This is a genomic window from Actinomadura sp. NTSP31 (genome assembly GCF_041951385.1).
Lineage (GTDB): Bacteria > Actinomycetota > Actinomycetes > Streptosporangiales > Streptosporangiaceae > Spirillospora > Spirillospora napierensis.
In genome coordinates this window covers 14,900-29,094 of record NZ_JBGNUT010000012.1, presented here as the reverse complement: position 1 = coordinate 29,094, position 14,195 = coordinate 14,900, and the positions used below count along the sequence as shown (strand labels likewise).

The 14,195-nt window shown below is 69.1% G+C and carries 17 protein-coding genes; 9 read left to right on the top strand and 8 right to left on the bottom strand.

The window, feature by feature from the left end; translation table 11 throughout:
- Nucleotides 1–75 precede the first annotated feature (75 nt).
- The 3 genes from ACA514_RS21140 to ACA514_RS21130 form a co-directional block, all read right to left on the bottom strand.
- Nucleotides 76–495 (bottom strand): nitroreductase family deazaflavin-dependent oxidoreductase, encoded by a 420-nt coding sequence (locus ACA514_RS21140; RefSeq protein WP_375042912.1) that lies wholly within the window; start codon nucleotides 493–495, stop codon nucleotides 76–78.
- A gap of 69 nt (nucleotides 496–564) precedes the next feature.
- Nucleotides 565–1,101, bottom strand: a complete 537-nt coding sequence (locus tag ACA514_RS21135) for a TetR/AcrR family transcriptional regulator (RefSeq protein ID WP_375042911.1) — start codon at nucleotides 1,099–1,101, stop codon at nucleotides 565–567.
- Nucleotides 1,102–1,116: 15 nt separating this feature from the next.
- Complete coding sequence (locus tag ACA514_RS21130) at nucleotides 1,117–1,974, bottom strand: SDR family NAD(P)-dependent oxidoreductase (protein ID WP_375042910.1); 858 nt, start codon at nucleotides 1,972–1,974, stop codon at nucleotides 1,117–1,119.
- Nucleotides 1,975–2,104: 130 nt separating this feature from the next.
- Here ACA514_RS21130 and ACA514_RS21125 point away from each other — a divergent pair, with 130 nt between their 5' ends.
- Nucleotides 2,105–2,761 (top strand): TetR/AcrR family transcriptional regulator, encoded by a 657-nt coding sequence (locus ACA514_RS21125; RefSeq protein WP_375042909.1) that lies wholly within the window; start codon nucleotides 2,105–2,107, stop codon nucleotides 2,759–2,761.
- Nucleotides 2,762–2,825: 64 nt separating this feature from the next.
- Nucleotides 2,826–3,806 (top strand): SDR family NAD(P)-dependent oxidoreductase, encoded by a 981-nt coding sequence (locus tag ACA514_RS21120; RefSeq protein WP_375042908.1) that lies wholly within the window; start codon nucleotides 2,826–2,828, stop codon nucleotides 3,804–3,806.
- Here ACA514_RS21120 and ACA514_RS21115 read toward each other — a convergent pair.
- A complete protein-coding gene (locus ACA514_RS21115) occupies nucleotides 3,764–4,522 on the bottom strand; it encodes an SDR family oxidoreductase (protein ID WP_375042907.1) in 759 nt (252 codons plus the stop codon). The genes ACA514_RS21120 and ACA514_RS21115 overlap by 43 nt on opposite strands.
- Before the next feature lie 116 nt (nucleotides 4,523–4,638).
- On the opposite strand from ACA514_RS21115, the gene ACA514_RS21110 reads away from it, so the two are divergent.
- Nucleotides 4,639–5,166: a hypothetical protein gene (locus ACA514_RS21110; protein WP_375042906.1), complete on the top strand. Its 528-nt coding sequence runs from the start codon at nucleotides 4,639–4,641 to the stop codon at nucleotides 5,164–5,166.
- Here ACA514_RS21110 and ACA514_RS21105 read toward each other — a convergent pair.
- Nucleotides 5,141–5,854 carry a hypothetical protein gene (locus ACA514_RS21105; RefSeq protein ID WP_375042905.1) on the bottom strand — a complete coding sequence of 238 codons (714 nt, stop codon included), beginning with the start codon at nucleotides 5,852–5,854 and terminating at the stop codon, nucleotides 5,141–5,143. The two genes, ACA514_RS21110 and ACA514_RS21105, sit on opposite strands and share 26 nt — an antisense overlap.
- Nucleotides 5,851–6,396: an RNA polymerase sigma factor gene (locus tag ACA514_RS21100; protein ID WP_375042904.1), complete on the bottom strand. Its 546-nt coding sequence runs from the start codon at nucleotides 6,394–6,396 to the stop codon at nucleotides 5,851–5,853. Before ACA514_RS21100 ends, ACA514_RS21105 begins: the two co-directional genes overlap by 4 nt.
- 138 nt (nucleotides 6,397–6,534) lie before the next feature.
- Here ACA514_RS21100 and ACA514_RS21095 point away from each other — a divergent pair, with 138 nt between their 5' ends.
- The 3 genes from ACA514_RS21095 (at nucleotide 6,535) to ACA514_RS21085 (ending at nucleotide 7,803) form a co-directional block, all read left to right on the top strand.
- Nucleotides 6,535–7,104, top strand: coding sequence for a PadR family transcriptional regulator (locus tag ACA514_RS21095; protein ID WP_375042903.1), 570 nt, complete (start codon nucleotides 6,535–6,537; stop codon nucleotides 7,102–7,104).
- Nucleotides 7,104–7,250 carry a hypothetical protein gene (locus ACA514_RS21090; protein ID WP_375042902.1) on the top strand — a complete coding sequence of 49 codons (147 nt, stop codon included), beginning with the start codon at nucleotides 7,104–7,106 and terminating at the stop codon, nucleotides 7,248–7,250. Before ACA514_RS21095 ends, ACA514_RS21090 begins: the two co-directional genes overlap by 1 nt.
- Nucleotides 7,251–7,314: 64 nt before the next feature.
- Nucleotides 7,315–7,803: a hypothetical protein gene (locus ACA514_RS21085; protein WP_375042901.1), complete on the top strand. Its 489-nt coding sequence runs from the start codon at nucleotides 7,315–7,317 to the stop codon at nucleotides 7,801–7,803.
- A gap of 506 nt (nucleotides 7,804–8,309) precedes the next feature.
- Here the strand turns inward: ACA514_RS21085 and ACA514_RS21080 are convergent.
- Entirely contained in the window at nucleotides 8,310–9,389 is a 1,080-nt protein-coding gene (locus ACA514_RS21080) for an endonuclease NucS domain-containing protein (protein WP_375042900.1), read from the bottom strand.
- A gap of 448 nt (nucleotides 9,390–9,837) precedes the next feature.
- Nucleotides 9,838–11,805: a TerD family protein gene (locus tag ACA514_RS21075; protein ID WP_375043121.1), complete on the bottom strand. Its 1,968-nt coding sequence runs from the start codon at nucleotides 11,803–11,805 to the stop codon at nucleotides 9,838–9,840.
- A gap of 423 nt (nucleotides 11,806–12,228) precedes the next feature.
- On the opposite strand from ACA514_RS21075, the gene ACA514_RS21070 reads away from it, so the two are divergent.
- From ACA514_RS21070 to ACA514_RS21060, 3 genes are all read left to right on the top strand, one after another.
- The gene (locus tag ACA514_RS21070) at nucleotides 12,229–12,642 is read left to right on the top strand and encodes a hypothetical protein (RefSeq protein WP_375042899.1); all 414 of its coding nucleotides are present in this window, start codon (nucleotides 12,229–12,231) and stop codon (nucleotides 12,640–12,642) included.
- A gap of 591 nt (nucleotides 12,643–13,233) precedes the next feature.
- Nucleotides 13,234–13,674, top strand: a complete 441-nt coding sequence (locus tag ACA514_RS21065) for a hypothetical protein (RefSeq protein WP_375042898.1) — start codon at nucleotides 13,234–13,236, stop codon at nucleotides 13,672–13,674.
- On the top strand, nucleotides 13,635–14,117 hold the full coding sequence (locus tag ACA514_RS21060) for a hypothetical protein (RefSeq protein ID WP_375042897.1): 483 nt from the start codon (nucleotides 13,635–13,637) through the stop codon (nucleotides 14,115–14,117). The genes ACA514_RS21065 and ACA514_RS21060 overlap by 40 nt, the downstream gene beginning before the upstream one ends.
- Nucleotides 14,118–14,195 lie beyond the last annotated feature (78 nt).

The window sequence follows — 14,195 nt, the reverse complement described above, 5'->3', positions numbered from 1 at the left end:
CGCTCGTTTGGATAACCCAAACGTACGATTACCCGCCCTGCTCGGCCAGGGGATGACCGGATCCGGCCCGGGCCCTCATCGCAGGAGGAGGACGGGGATCTCGCGCCGGGTCGCCGCGCGGTAGGCGGGGAAGTCGGGCCAGGCGGCGTCGGCGACCTCCCAGAGGCGCGCCTTCTCCGCGCCGGTGATCTCGCGGGCCCGGAGCCGCAGGACGGCCGCGCCGTCCTGGATCCGGGCGGACGGGTCGGCCACCAGGTTGTGGTACCAGGCGGGATGGACGTCCGCGCCGCCGTAGGAGGCGACGACGAGGTAGGCGTCCTGGTGCCGGATCTTCAGCAGGGGCGTCTTGCGGATCCGTCCGGTGCGGGCTCCTCGGGTGGTGAGGATGACGACCGGTCTGCCGTTGAGGGTGCCGCCCTCCCGGCCATCGGTGGCCTCGTAAAGGGCGACCTGGTCGCGGATCGAGGTGAACGGGCTGGGCTCGTATTCGTGCATAGGGGTACCTAAGTTCGACGTGGGGCTTGGGATGCGGCCAAGACCCGTGCCGGGGTCAGAGCGGCGGGGTCAGGCTCGGGTGAGTTCGGTGACGAGGAATTCCAGGAGGCCGAGGCGTTCGTCCGTGCTCCTGGGCTGGGTGAGCAGGCCTTCGACGAACACGATGATCGCGGTCGCGACCTGGTCGAGCCGGTCGGGCGGGACGTGCGGGGCGAGCAGGTCCCGCAGGCGCGAGCACAGCGTCTCCTGGAGGGCCGCCTCCAGCTCGGCGGCGACCTCGGACTGCCGGGCCCGTTCGTGGAGGGCGTGGGTGAGCGGCTGCAGGACGGTCAGGCGTTCGACGGCCCACCGCAGCCGGGCCATGACGTCGGGGTCGTCGGGGGGCGTCCCCAGGTCCTGCGCGTACACGTCGGCCATGGCCGCGGCGAACAGATCGTCCTTGGTGGGGAAGTACCAGTAGATCGCGGCGCGGGCCAGGCCGAGGGCCTTGGCGACGGCGCTGTGCGACAGGGCGGGGTAGCCGCCGTCCCGCAGGAGGTCCACGGCCGCGCGACGGATCTCGGCGACCTTGATCTCCCGCTCGACGTCCTGCCGGTTGCGTGGCATGCCACGGAAGTTACCTCAGCGGGCGTGCTCCCAGGCGGCCTTGGCCTCGGTGATCATCGGGTGGTCCGGGCCCACGACGAGGCCGTCGGTCACCTCGTCCGGCAGGCGGGTGATCCGGCCGACCGCGTCGGCGATCGTGGCGCGCAACTCGGCGGGGTGGCCGTACGCCCGCTCGACGGTGGCGGCTGGGTAGAAGACGCGGTCCTGGCCGCTGTGGACGGCCGAGACGATCAGGCCGGCCAGCTCCGCCGCCGTACCGGTGCCCAGGGTGTCGTCCAGGAGTTCGACCAGGCCCGGCAGGAGACGGCTGGCACCCAGCGCGGCGGTGTCGACCGGCCCCGGGATCACCTCGGTCACGCTGACTCCCGTTCCACCAAGTTCGAGGCGGAGCGTCTCGGTGATCTGCGCGAGCGCCGACTTCGCCGCGGCACTGTGGCCCAGCGACGGCCACGCCAGCACCTGCCGGATCGACGTCACGTTGACCACGGCTCCGGCGCCGCGCTCCCGCATGCCGGGCACGAGCGCGGCGATCAGGGCCAGCGGTGACCACCAGTCCACCTCGAACATGCGGCGCGCCTCCGGCCGGTCGCCGACCGCCCACACCGAGCCGCCGGTCTCGCTGCCGGCGTTGTTCACCAGGATGTCGACCGGCCCGGCCTGCTCGGCCACCCGGGCGGCCGCGCCCGGCGTGCTCAGATCCGCCACGATCACCGTTGCCGGACCGCCGATGTCCTCCTTGAGCCGCTCGAGACGTTCGGCTCTGCGGGCCACCACGATCGGCTCGGCGCCCGCCGCCGCGAACGCCCGCGCCGTCTCCCAGCCGATCCCGCTGGAGGCCCCGGTCACCAGGACCCGCCTGCCATCGATCTCCATCGGCTTTCCTCTCTTGTCGTTGTGACAAGAGACTAGAGGCGGTCTTGTCGGGGCGTCAAGAGCTGATGCGGCGTCGTCCCGGTCGCTCCGCCGGCTTGTGAATATATGTAACGCTCCCTACAGTGACTTCATGGCCGGTGGAGCGAGCAAGGCGAGTCGAAAGGGCGAGCGATCTCGCGAGGCGATCCTGGACGCCGCCGAGCGGTTGATGGCGGCACGGGGGTACGCCGCCACGTCGATCTCGGCTATCTGCAAGGAGACGGGGCTGCCCGCGACGTCGATCTACTGGCACTTCAACAGCAAGGAGGGGCTTCTGGCGGCGGTCATGGAGCGCGGGGCCGCACGATGGTTCGCCGCTCTGCCGCGTTGGGAGAGCCTTGAAGGCGATCCGGCTGATCGGGTCGCGGCGCTGATGACGGCGGGCGCCGACGCCGTGGCGGGTCATCCGGGCTTCCTGCGGCTGTTCTACCTGTTGGCCCTGGACGACGGGAGCGACGCGCAGGTGAGCGAGCTCGTGCGGACGGTCCGGGCTCGCGCCTTCAGCTACTTCCAGGACGCGGTGGAGAGGGTCCTGGCGCTCGACCACGACCCGCAGATCGCAAGCGCGGCCGCAGCCGAGTTGTCGCGCTTCGCGGTGGCCGCCTCCGACGGTTTCTTCTTCGCGCTTCAACTAGAACCGAACGAGGCCGACATCCGCCGCCTCTATGGGCAGCTCGTGCTCGCCCTCCAGGCCGTCGGCGCGGCCGTCGTCGCTGAGATCACCGCTCGCCGCGAACCAGAGGAGTGAACGTGAGCAGCACTACCGGAATCCACTATGTCCGTGATCAGTCTCGAACCCTTCCCGTGCTCCGGTGAACAACGACAAGACGGTGGTGATCACCGGCGGAACCGGTGGGCTCGGCTACCAGGCCGCCAGGGCCGTCGCGGCGTCCCGCACCGGATGGCTGGTCGTCGTCGCGGGCCGGGACGAGCGCAGGACCGAAGACGCGACACGACGCCTGTGCCAGGAGACCGGCAACGAGATCGTGGGAATGCCGCTCGATCTCGCATCACTGGCGTCCGTGCGCCGGTTCCCCGGCGAACTCGCCGCCCGGCGATTGCCGCCCCTGCGGGGACTGGTGTGCAACGCCGGCGTCCAGGTCGTCGGCGGCCTGACCCGCACCGAAGACGGCTTCGAGGAGACCTTCGCCGTCAACCACCTCGCACACTTCCTGCTCATCAACCTGCTGCTACCGGATTTCGCCGAACAGTCCCGGATCATCCTGGTCGCCAGCGGCACCCACGACCCCCAACGGCGCACCGGCATGCCCGCACCGCACTACGCCGATGCCGCCACGCTCGCCGACCCGCCCGAGTCCGCCGACGGCGCCACCACGGCCGGACGTCGCCGCTACACCACTTCCAAGCTGTGCAACGTCCTCACGACCTACGAACTCGCCCGCCGCCTGGCAGCCGGAACGGTCCCCGGCGACCCGACGATCCGCGTCAACGCCTTCGACCCCGGCCTCATGCCCGGCTCCGGCCTGGCCCGCGACTACGGCCCCCTCCAACGCCTGGTGTGGCGCCACCTCCTGCCGGCGGCGACCCTTCTTCCCATCAACGTCCACACCCGACGCACCTCCGGCAAGGCTCTGGCCGGCCTCATCACCGCCCCGGCACTGAACGACGTCACCGGCGGCTACTTCGAGGGCCGCAAGGCGGCCCGTTCCTCCGAGGAGTCGTACGACCGGCACAAGGCCGCCGAACTCTGGCAAACCAGCACCAACCTGCTAAGCCGGGCGAGCGAGGGTCATGCACGCGAGGCGAACTGCTGGCCCCCGTCGATGTCGTAGGTCGCGCCGGTCACCGCGGTGTTGGCCATCAGATGCACGGCCAGCTCCGCGACGTCGTCCGGCTGTACGACGCGTTCGATCGGCAGGGAATCGCGCAGTTGCTCGCGTCGCTGTTCCAGTTGGTCGCCCAGCAGCCGCGCCGACAGCGGAGTGTCCACGAAGCCGGCGGCGATGAGGTTGGCCCGGACCGGTGCCAGCTCCAGCGCCAGCACGGCGACGAGTGCGGGCAGCGCCACCGTCAGCGGCGACGACACCGCCAGGCCGAGGGCCGGACGCCGCGCTCCGGTCCCGCCCATGAACACCAGCGACCCCCCGGCCGGCATCCGTCCCGCCGCCGCGCGGGCGATGCGGATCGGCAGCCACAAGTGCTCATCGACCTGCCGCTGCGCCTGCGCGAAGTCCAGGTCGGCCAGGCGCGCGTAGTAGTTGCTCCCAGCCGTCACCATCACATGGTCCACGGGGCCCGGCAAGCCCTCGAAGAACCGCTCGAGACGCTCGGGATCGGTCGCATCGAACGCTTCGCTGCTCGCCGCGCCCACGTCGGACGCCGCTTCCCGCAGCCGTCCGGGATCACGACCGACGAGCACGACATCGGCGCCCTCGGCACGCGCCAGGCGAGCCGTCTCTCGCCCGATGCCGGAGCTTCCGCCGATCACCACCACCGTTCGCCCCTGCAACCGCGCGTCGCGCTCTTGAGAAGAACCGGGTCCCGTCATACCGTTTCCCCTGGTCACGAAGTATGTCCGTCGCCAGCCCCCTTCCCACGCCACCCCCGATGCCTCCGCCCGGACCTTGATCCTGGAACGGGCAGCGCCCACCCTTGACCACCCCCTTGCCCACACCCCGAGCCCAGCACCGCCGTCATGCCCGGCCCTCCCGTCGCCCAGGGGACCCGACCCAGCGGATCGAGGACCTCAAGGCCGCCGTCTCGTTCCTCACCACGCGGCCGGAAATCGACACCGGACGCATCGCCGCGCTCGGCATCTGCGCCCCCGGCGGCTACGCCCTGCCCGCCACCGCCCGCGGCGAGGACCCCGGAGCGCTGCCCCTGTTCCCCGCGACCGCCGAGGAGGCCCGCCGGCTCGGCGGCGAGCACGGCGCCGAAGGCTTCGCCTACTACCGGACCCCGCGCGCCGCGCACCCGCGCTCGGCGGCGGTCCTCGACTGGACCAGCGTCGACCGGATCGCCGCCTTCGACGCCTTCGCCTCCGTCCCGCTGATCGGCCCGCGGGAGATCCACTGGGGTGGACGGCGCGAGCCACGTCGACCTCTACGACCGCGAGCGGACGTCGGACCGGTGGCGGAGAAGAAGCCCGCGTCGCCGGCTTGGATTTCTACGGACCTGTGGCCAGGTCCATGACGAACGGCACTGCGCCGGTATTCGGGGTGAATGTCACGAAGCGACTGTTGATGCCTTTGCCCCAGGCTGCCCGGTTCCCCCGGAACTTCAGTTCGAGATCCGCGTACAGGAGGAGCCCGTTATCGGGCGTCCACGAGGCGCCCCACACCTTGTCCAGGACGAGATCGCCATCGGGTTTCCGTGACGCGCTGCGCACATTGGCGACCCGGCCGCTCGTGAGCACCGGCGCGTCGGCGTCGCTGGCGGCCTGCTGGTCAGGGACGAGATAGGTGCGGCTCGCCCGGACGTAGCCGTCCTTCCTCCAGCTGTCGAGGAAGTCCTGCAATTCCCGGATCGCGGCCGAGCGCGAGGGCGGCCGAGCGGCCGTGGTCGGACGCTCGGCAGGCACGGCGGCGGTGGGACGAGGACCGGGGGAAGGTGTGGTGGTGGGTGCGGCATGGTGATCCGCCGTGAGCTGCAGTATCGGCACCACGGCGGCCGCCGCGGCGACAGCCGCCGCGACACCCAGGAGCGGCGCGCCGCGGCGCTGTGGCAGGCGATGCCGCCAGGTCCGCTTGGTGAGGATCATGGTCAGGGAGTCCTGCGCCTCAGGGCTGCGGCTTCCGCTGACGGGCGCGTCCGCGCGTACGGGATTGGCGGCCGACATCAGGGCCCGCACCCGTCCGGTGTCGTCGATCTCTGGGTTCATCTCTGCTCCCGGCCCTCGGCCAGCTCGTGCCGGCCGTCGTTGTGTCCGTCCTGGGCCCTGGTCAGGGCGATCTCCAGCCGGTTGCGCGCCCGGTGCAGGCGGACCGCGGCCGCGTTCTTGGAGCAGTCCACCGCGACGGCGATGGCCGCCAGGTCGAGTTCCTCCCAACCGGCCAGTCGCAAGATCTCCTGGTCTTTCAGCGGCAGGCGCTCCAGCGCTTCGAGCAGGCACTGCACCGAGACCACGCCTCCCGCGAGGTCTCCCGTTTCCGCTCGCGGCTCGAAGGACAGCCGCGCGATGAGCCGGTGCCGCCGAATCCTCGATCGACGCGTCCCGGCGAGCACCTTCCCGGCCACCCCGTACAGCCATGGAAGGGCCTGCTCGCGGTCATTCGGCACCTCGGCCCAGCGGCGCCAGGCGACCAGGAACGTCTCGGCGACCACGTCTTTCGCCGCGTCGTGGTCGGTACGCCGCAGGGCATACCGCAGGACAGCCTCGTAATGCGCCCGGTACAGGGCCGTGAACAGCTCCTCGGCAGCCAATCGCCCGTCCTCTCGGCCGGCTGTTTCCAGCCTCTTCCCCCTATGGCCGGATCCAGGTCCCTGATTACAGGCCGCACCCCGGACACATCATCTGCCCGCCGGCCCCCTCATGGGAGCCTGCGGAGGGCCTGGCCGGCTGTGGTGAGCCGCAGTTGCCGGACCGGGCCGTCGCCGCCGGCGCTACCCACCTGTGCTCCGCCGGCGACGAACCATGGCCCGCCGAGGTCGACGAGCGGCTCCGCCGTCCCGCGCGCCGCTGCGCCGTGCTGCGCTACGAGCTCACCGCGCCCCTCACCGTCCCGACGCGCTGCACGAGCTCGCCGCGATCACGGCCCCGGCCGTCCCGTCCGGCGGCGGGCGACGTTCCTGGTCAGACTCTGTCCAATCCCTAATGCGCTGGTCGCGCTCGCGCTCGCCCGGCAGGACGACGTCGAGCTGCACGGCTACGAGATCATCAAGAGGACCGGGCGCAACGCACCGACCATCTACCGCCTCCTGGCCGACGGCTGGGTCACCCGCCGCTGGGAGACCGAGGAGCCGGTCCCCGGCAAGATCCGCCGCCGGTTCTACCGGCTCACCGACGAAGGCGCGGCCGGCGCCCTCGCCGTGACCGAGCAGCGCCGCCCGGACGCGCTGCGCCCCGCCGACCGCACGGCGCGTCCCGGCTGGGGGCCCGGGACCATCTTCCCGTCCCTGGGGAGCCGGTGATGGACGCGCTGCCGCTGATCTCGGTGCCCATCGCGAACATGAGCGTTGCCGCGATCGGCCTGCCCCTCGTCGGGCGCATCCGCAAGCTGGCCCTGCGGTTCATGGCGCGGCGCGTTCAGAGCCGAGGCCGCAACCTGGTCGAGTAGCAGTTGTACGCTGCGCCCCCTGAGGACCCTCCCCGAAGGCGGGCCCGGCCGACCAGGAGCCCCGGTGACCGACCCACTGTCCCCAAGCCCGCCGTCCGAGGACCCGCCCCCGGCGGACGCTCCACGCCCCGATCCTCTACCTGTCCCGTCCCTGTCCCGCCCCGACCTGCTGTGGGAGATCGTCGGGTTCGCCAACGCCGCGATCGTGGGGGGCGTCCTCGGCAACCGCGCCGACGCCGGCGTGGTCACGACCGTCCGGTGGCTGCTGCGCCGCCACCGACCGCCGCGGGACAGCGAACCGGTCCGGCCGCTCATGACCGACGCGCAGGTCGTCCATGCGGCCATCCGCGCCGCGGTCGCGGTGGGCCATCCCCGCCGCCGCATCCGCTACATGGACCTCGAACGTCTCGCCCCCTCCGGCCCCGAGCCGGACGAGCGCGTGGTGATCCTGCGTCTCACCTGGAGCCGGCGCCTGCTGGTCGTCCGTATGAACCCCTATGACCCGGACCGCTACGAGATCCGCACGATCAGGATCTTCCTCCGGCGGCGCTGACCGGCCGTGCTGGCCGCCGCGGACGAGGAGGACCCCGGTCGACGTGGGCCAGGCCGCAGTCCCGGGAAACGCCGCCGCCGGGACCGGGCGCGGTGAACGGCAGTTCCCGAACGAGGGGGCGCTGCCTGGAGGAGGTGATGATGCGGGCCGCCGCCCAGCTGGGTGGTGCCGGCGACACGGTGGCGACATCCGAACTGACACGCGGACGTACCGGGCGTGGGTCTTGGCGTGTAAGCGTGTGTTTATGCAGGTCAGGGGTGGCGCGCCCGGCAGGATTCGAACCCGCGACCGTCGGTTTAGAAGACCCCTGCATAGCCACAGTCCCCGTGCCGCCGCCCGCCGACCCGTGCGCTTCTGTGGCGCTCTGTCCGCCGCACGGCCAACACTGATGACGCCCTGTGCCGTCCCTTGCCGCGCCGTTCCACGACATACGAGCAAACAACGAGCGAACATCCGGGTGCCGTGCGCTGTCGGCGCGGGCGCGATCATTGTCTGGGACGCGGGCGTTAGGTGTCGAGCTGGAATTTCTTGGTCAGAGTGTCGATGGTGAAGCTGCTGCGCATGGGGCAGGCGCTGTTCTGGTTGGCAAACAGGCCAGCGACCCAGAACGCGTCCGCCTGAGGACGGATATGCTCCCACTCGACGGCGACCACGTACTCGGTGATGTCCTCGTCCTTGTCCGTGCTGTGGACGTAGGTGCCTTGGAGGTCCAGGTCACGGAGACGCTGTTCTTGGCCGTCGAAATCGACCACGGCTTCGGTGAACGGCTGGGCTTGGCGGGTCACGGTGCCGACACCGACATAACCGCTCTGCGGGATGTGGACGAAGACGCGGTCACCAACGGGAAGCTTGCGGAGGGTCTTGCTGTACCAGACACCGCCGCCAGCTGAGATGAATCCGTACTGGCGGGCGTCGTCCCAGACACGGATGCCGGTGTTGTCAACGCCGAAGGCTACGTACCAATCCTGGCCGTTCCATCGCTCTCTGGTCTTCTTTGCTGAGCTGGTCTGAGCGGTGATGGCGTTTTCACTGACCAGCCAGGTGCGGGCCAGATACTTTCGGCCGTCGTCGGTGAAATAGCGAAAGAACGCCACGTTGACCGGCACGTCGAAGGCGCTGAGGTAGGTCACGATGCGTTCGGTGGCGGCGTCGGCATCGTGTGCGACAATGGTCAGCGTGTGGGAGGAGTTCAGCTCGTCGGGCGGGCTGGTGCCGAACGTCTTGGAGAACGCGGCCTCGAACGGGACGGTGTGCTTGCAGGCCTCGTAGAGGGCCTTGATGTCCTTGTGGGTGAGGCCCGAGACCCAGGAGCCGTAGTCGAGTGCCTGGGCGACGACTTCGCGGGGTGTGCGCCCACGTTTGAGTTCCAGGACGTGCAGGTTGCCTTCCTCGTCCATGCCCAGCAGGTCGATGGTGCCGCCGGTCTTGGTCTGAACCTGGCGGCCGATGATGAGCAGCGGATATCCGAGGATGGCCGGATCCTGCTCGATCAGGTCCTCAAGTTGCTTCTCGAGCTCGATAGCGGTCGAGTTCATCCGCTGCGGTTTGCCGCTGTCCACCCGCCACAGCCCTACCTCGACTGGCATGCCATCTCCCTCGCTCATGAGGACATCAACACGGCGCGAACATGGAATCTCCGCGCTCTCGGCTTTCGCGCTCATTCCATAATGTCGGAGGATGGAAAGTTATGGAGCGAACCGCTGCATGGGTTGGTGCTCCGTTGCGGCGGGTAGTGGAAGGCAGGGCTCGGGGGCGGGGTGGGTGCGGCGGTTGCGAGGGCGGATCGTGAAGCCCGCCGGATCCTCGCGCGAAGTGGTCGGATGGTCCATCGATTCGACGTAGACCGCCACGCTGGGCACCAATGACCTGGGCATGGCTACCCAGAACCGCCGACCCGACCCCAGCACCTTGATCCACTCCGATCATGGGGCAGTTCACCTCTTGGGTGTTCAATCAGCGCGCCAAGGCCTCCGCGCTGGTGGCCTCGCCGGACCCCTTACACATGGCTGGCTGCCTGCGTGAAAATCAGCGGATCTACTGTGTGGTGTCGGGTTTCAGTACGAGCAGGATCTCCTGGTAGAAGCGGTCCATGGCCAGGTCGATGCTGCGGACGAAACCGGTCTCTTCGGTGCCTCGTTTCGTGCCCATGCCGGAGGACAAGGTCAGTCGAAATGAGGTGATCTGCTCGGTGTCGTCGGGGACGAGGAGGCCGGGTTCGGCGATGAGGTTCTTCAGCAGGTCGCACGGGCCGGTGTTGTGCCCGGGGGTGAGCGCTTCGACGCGGAGTTCGGGCGGGGCTTGGTCGAGTTGGCGCAGTAGCCATTGGACGCGGGTGAGCGAGCGTGCGCGGGCTGCGGCGGGGATCTCCACGGTGGTCTCGATCTGACCGGTGCGCAGGTCGGCTTCGAGGAGGACGGGGCCGCCGGCGTTGGGGATCCGGATTTCGGCGCTCATGCGTCCGGCCTCGACCAGCGAGGTGACGGTCTGCAGGCGGCGTACTGATGCGTCACCGTCCCGTCGTTTGCGTAGGACGGGGGCTACGGTCAGGCCGGTCTGGCCGCTGAGGCGCAGGCACAGTTGGCGTATGAGTTTCTCCCAGCTTTCGGCGACGTGCATGGCGCGGCGGTCGCCCAGGCGCAGTGTGCCGGCGGTGATGGCGTTGCGGACCGGGACCCAGGCGGCGCCCATGTCGCGGAAGCCTTGGCAGCCCGCGTTGTCCTGGCGCAGGTAGTGCAGCAGTTCGCTGAGCAGCCAGGCGTGGACGGGGTTGACCACACCGTCGTGGTGACAGAGCATGTCGGCTTCGTGTGCGACCTCGGCCCAGGACAGGTGGCGTAGCGCTACCTTGCGCAGCAGCCGTTTGTCGACCTGTAGAGGATGCTCGTTGGTCAGGGCCAGGTCGTTGGACAAGGTGATCACGGTCTCGTAGCCGTGCCGGGCCGCGACTTGCAGATAGGACTCGACCTGGTCGGCTTTGAGGGGGTTGCCGCCGGTCTTGGTTTCGATGAGAGCGGTCCAAATTCTGCCCGCGCGGGCGACACGCAGCACGCCGTCGGGCCGGACCTTGCCGTCGCCGTGCTTGAAGCTGGCCTCGGCGAAGGTCTGGATGGTGCCGGCCGGCGCATTGAAGCGCGCCGTAAGGCGGCGGCCGAACTCGGGGACCTGGGCCATCACCGCCAGCAGGGTGGCCGTGGCGCGTGCTTCGCGTTCCTGGTCGTTGCGCAGTCCGGTGACCGGGAACAGGCGTGCATGCTGCCAGGAGGGGTTTTCGGCCAGATTGACCTTTGCTGCTTTGGGTGCGGTGATCTTCTTTTTGGCCGTCCGGACCCTCTGGGGGCGCTTGCCGTCGGTGGGGGGCGCTTCGGCGGTTGTCTGGTCGGCGACGGCGGGGCGTGCGCGCTCGGGTCCGTCGGCGGTGGGCAGATCGGCCGGCTGTGCGGGTACCGGATCAGGTTGTTGCTCGTCGCTGTCGTCGGCGCTGATGCCGAAGTCGGCGGCCAGTCCGGCGAGTCCGGATGCATACCCTTGGCCGACGGCTCGAAATTTCCAGCTGTCCTCTCGGCGGTAGAGCTCTCCGAAGATGAACGCGGTTTCGCTGTCGGCGTCCTTGATGGGGAAGGCCAGCAGTTCGGCGCCGGTGCTGTCGGAGATCGTCAGGCACAACTCGTCCAGGGCGCCGAAGGTTGCTCCGGCATAGCGGCTGGCGGCGATGACAACGCGTTGCACATCGGGGCGCAGGGCGCCGAGATCGACGAGGAAACGATCCTCGCTGCCCGTGGCAGTAGGTGATTTGCCCAGCAGCCGCACTGATTCGTCGGCAGTCGTGGGCTGGTTGTAGAAGACGAAGTCGGCGTCGCTGCCGACCTTGCCGTCGACGTTGGCCAAGAGCACCGAGACATCGGCTTCTCCTTCTCCCGAAGGATCGATCCAACTCAGCGCCACAGTCAGAGATCCGGTCGCGGCGGTGAGGCTGGACAGGTCGATGTTGGCGCCCTTGGACATCTGCTGCACTCTTCGGCTCCTCGGCTGATGGCAGTTCGCGTCTGCATAGGGAGTTGTGAGAGCCACATACCGTGAAAACACGGAGAGCGACCATCTGTACACGTGACGCCAATGTACGATGACGGGCCCGCTGTCCGAGACCCTCGGCAGGCGAGCGGCCACACCCGGCCATCACGAGCCCATGCAGCTCGGGTGTCGGTGAACGTCCCGTGCGCAGGGTGGTCGCTACTTCTGAAAAGCGGACGGTCGGCGTTCTCGTCGCTGGCCCTTCTCGGGAAGCCGAAGAATAAGTCGAGGCCATGAGCATTCTGGTGGCGAGATTGAGCGCTTGGGCGGCCGCGTCGTGAAGCAATTCGTGCAGTGCCGAGTGGCAGCTTCGGCCAGGGGTTCGATCTTCTTTGAGGTGCATGAGATTGTCTGGTCGTGCCGGAGCGGATGAGGGGGTTGGAGGGGGCCTTGGCTGAGGCGTTGTCTCCTTCGTGGAGGCAACGTGTCCGGGCCGGGCGTGGCCTCGCCGCCTTCGCTGATGTTCCAGAGGCTGCGGAAGCGCTGCTGGGGCTGCTGTTGGACGTTGAGGACACTGCGGTGACTCGGCAGACGGCAGAGGCCCTGGCCCGGGTGGGGTCGGTGGCCGCCATAAGGCTCATCGCTCTCGCGGTTGCCGGGGCGGACGCCAACCAGGCCGACTGGCTGCAGACCGGGGTATATGACGCGCTGGGACCGGACGGTGTGCCGGACGTCGCAGCAGCTTGCGGGAAGCTCGCCCGGGACCCGGAAGAAGTTGTTCGTCGGGGTGCCGCGGACATCTCGGCCTGGACAGACGGCACAAGGTGTTGACCGAACGTGGGGTGCGGTGAGGTTGGCCGTCATGGCCGCGGCCCCCGAGCCCTGTGCTTGCCGAAAAGTACGTCCGCACAGGTGAGAGCCCTAATGTCCGGTGGGTGGCGGTGCAGGTTGGGAACCGTCGTGGGACATGCCACGACGCTGCCATCGCCCTGGGATGATGGGCGGTTGTGTTCTTGCGACTGGCCTACTTGACTGCGGCGAACGCCTTCGCGGTGCTGCGTCTGCTTCCGATGACCGATCGGGAGAAGGACGCCGAGATCTTGGTGCTGCGGCACCAGATCACCGTGCTGGAGCGCCGGCTCGACGGTGAACGGGTGCGGTTCACCATTCCGGACCGAGCACTGCTTGCGGCGCTGCTGCACCGACTCCGTCCCGGCGTGTTACGGCGGATGCGGTTACTGGTGCGGCCAGACACGGTGCTGCGCCGGCACCGCGACCTGATCGCGGGCCGGCACGCCGCCCGATCCAAACCCAACGGGCCGGGTCGCCCACCGACCGTCCGCTCCATCCGCACGCTGGTACTTCGCCTGGTGCGGGAGAACCCGGGGCTGGGGCTACCGGCGGGTGCACGGCGAGTTACTGGTGCTCGGCGTCAAGGTGGCGCCTTCCACGCTCCGGGAGATCCTCAAGGACGCCGGCGTCGATCCGGCACCTGAGCGTTCCGGCACATCCTGGGCCGGGTTCCTGCGTTCCCAGGCCGAGGCGCTGCCGGCGTGTGACTTCCTGGAAACGGTGACCTTCACTGGCGCCCGCATGTACGTGCTGGCGGTCATCGAGCACCACACCCGCCGCATCCGGGTTCTGGGCGCCACTGGCCACCCGACCGCAGCGTGGGTGACCCAGGCGGCGCGGAATCTGGTCATGGACCTGGAGGACGCCGGCTGCCGGGCACGGTTCCTGATCCGCGACCGCGATGGTAAGTTCCCCGATCTGTTCGACGCTGTCCTGGCCGATGCCGGCGTCCAGGCGGTGCTGACCGGTGGGTGCAGACCTGCCGCCGGGAGCTCCTGGACCACACGTTGATCTGGAACCAGCGGCACCTGCTCCACGCCCTTCGTGAGTTCGAGACCTTCTACAACCAGCATCGGCCTCACCAGGGCATCGCCAACGCCCGCCCGTTGAAGCCGCTGCCTCCACCGATCACCGAACCAGAGCGCCTACCTGAACGTCCGAAGACGGCAACGTCTGGGCGGGATCCTCAACGAGTACGAACATGCCGCTTGCTGCACAGACGAGGTTTTCGGCAGGGGCAAGGGTGGACCTGCTGGAGCGGGGCGGATCCGTATCCAAGGCCTCGTGCGAGCGACGGTCCTCGACCGTGCCCTGCTGGACCCTCGAGGCAGAACGTACTCACCACGCCCCGCGGCGCATCCGGTGGCCACTGTGCGATCGCGAGACGGACACGAGGATCAACCGGGTCGAAGCGGGCCATGCCTCAAACATCGAGGCGAAGTGTCACCACGTAAGGGCCCCGAAGTGGCACTGATCTATTGATGCAGAAGCGTCACCGATGCCCCGATACATGACATCCATGTACGGGCTTT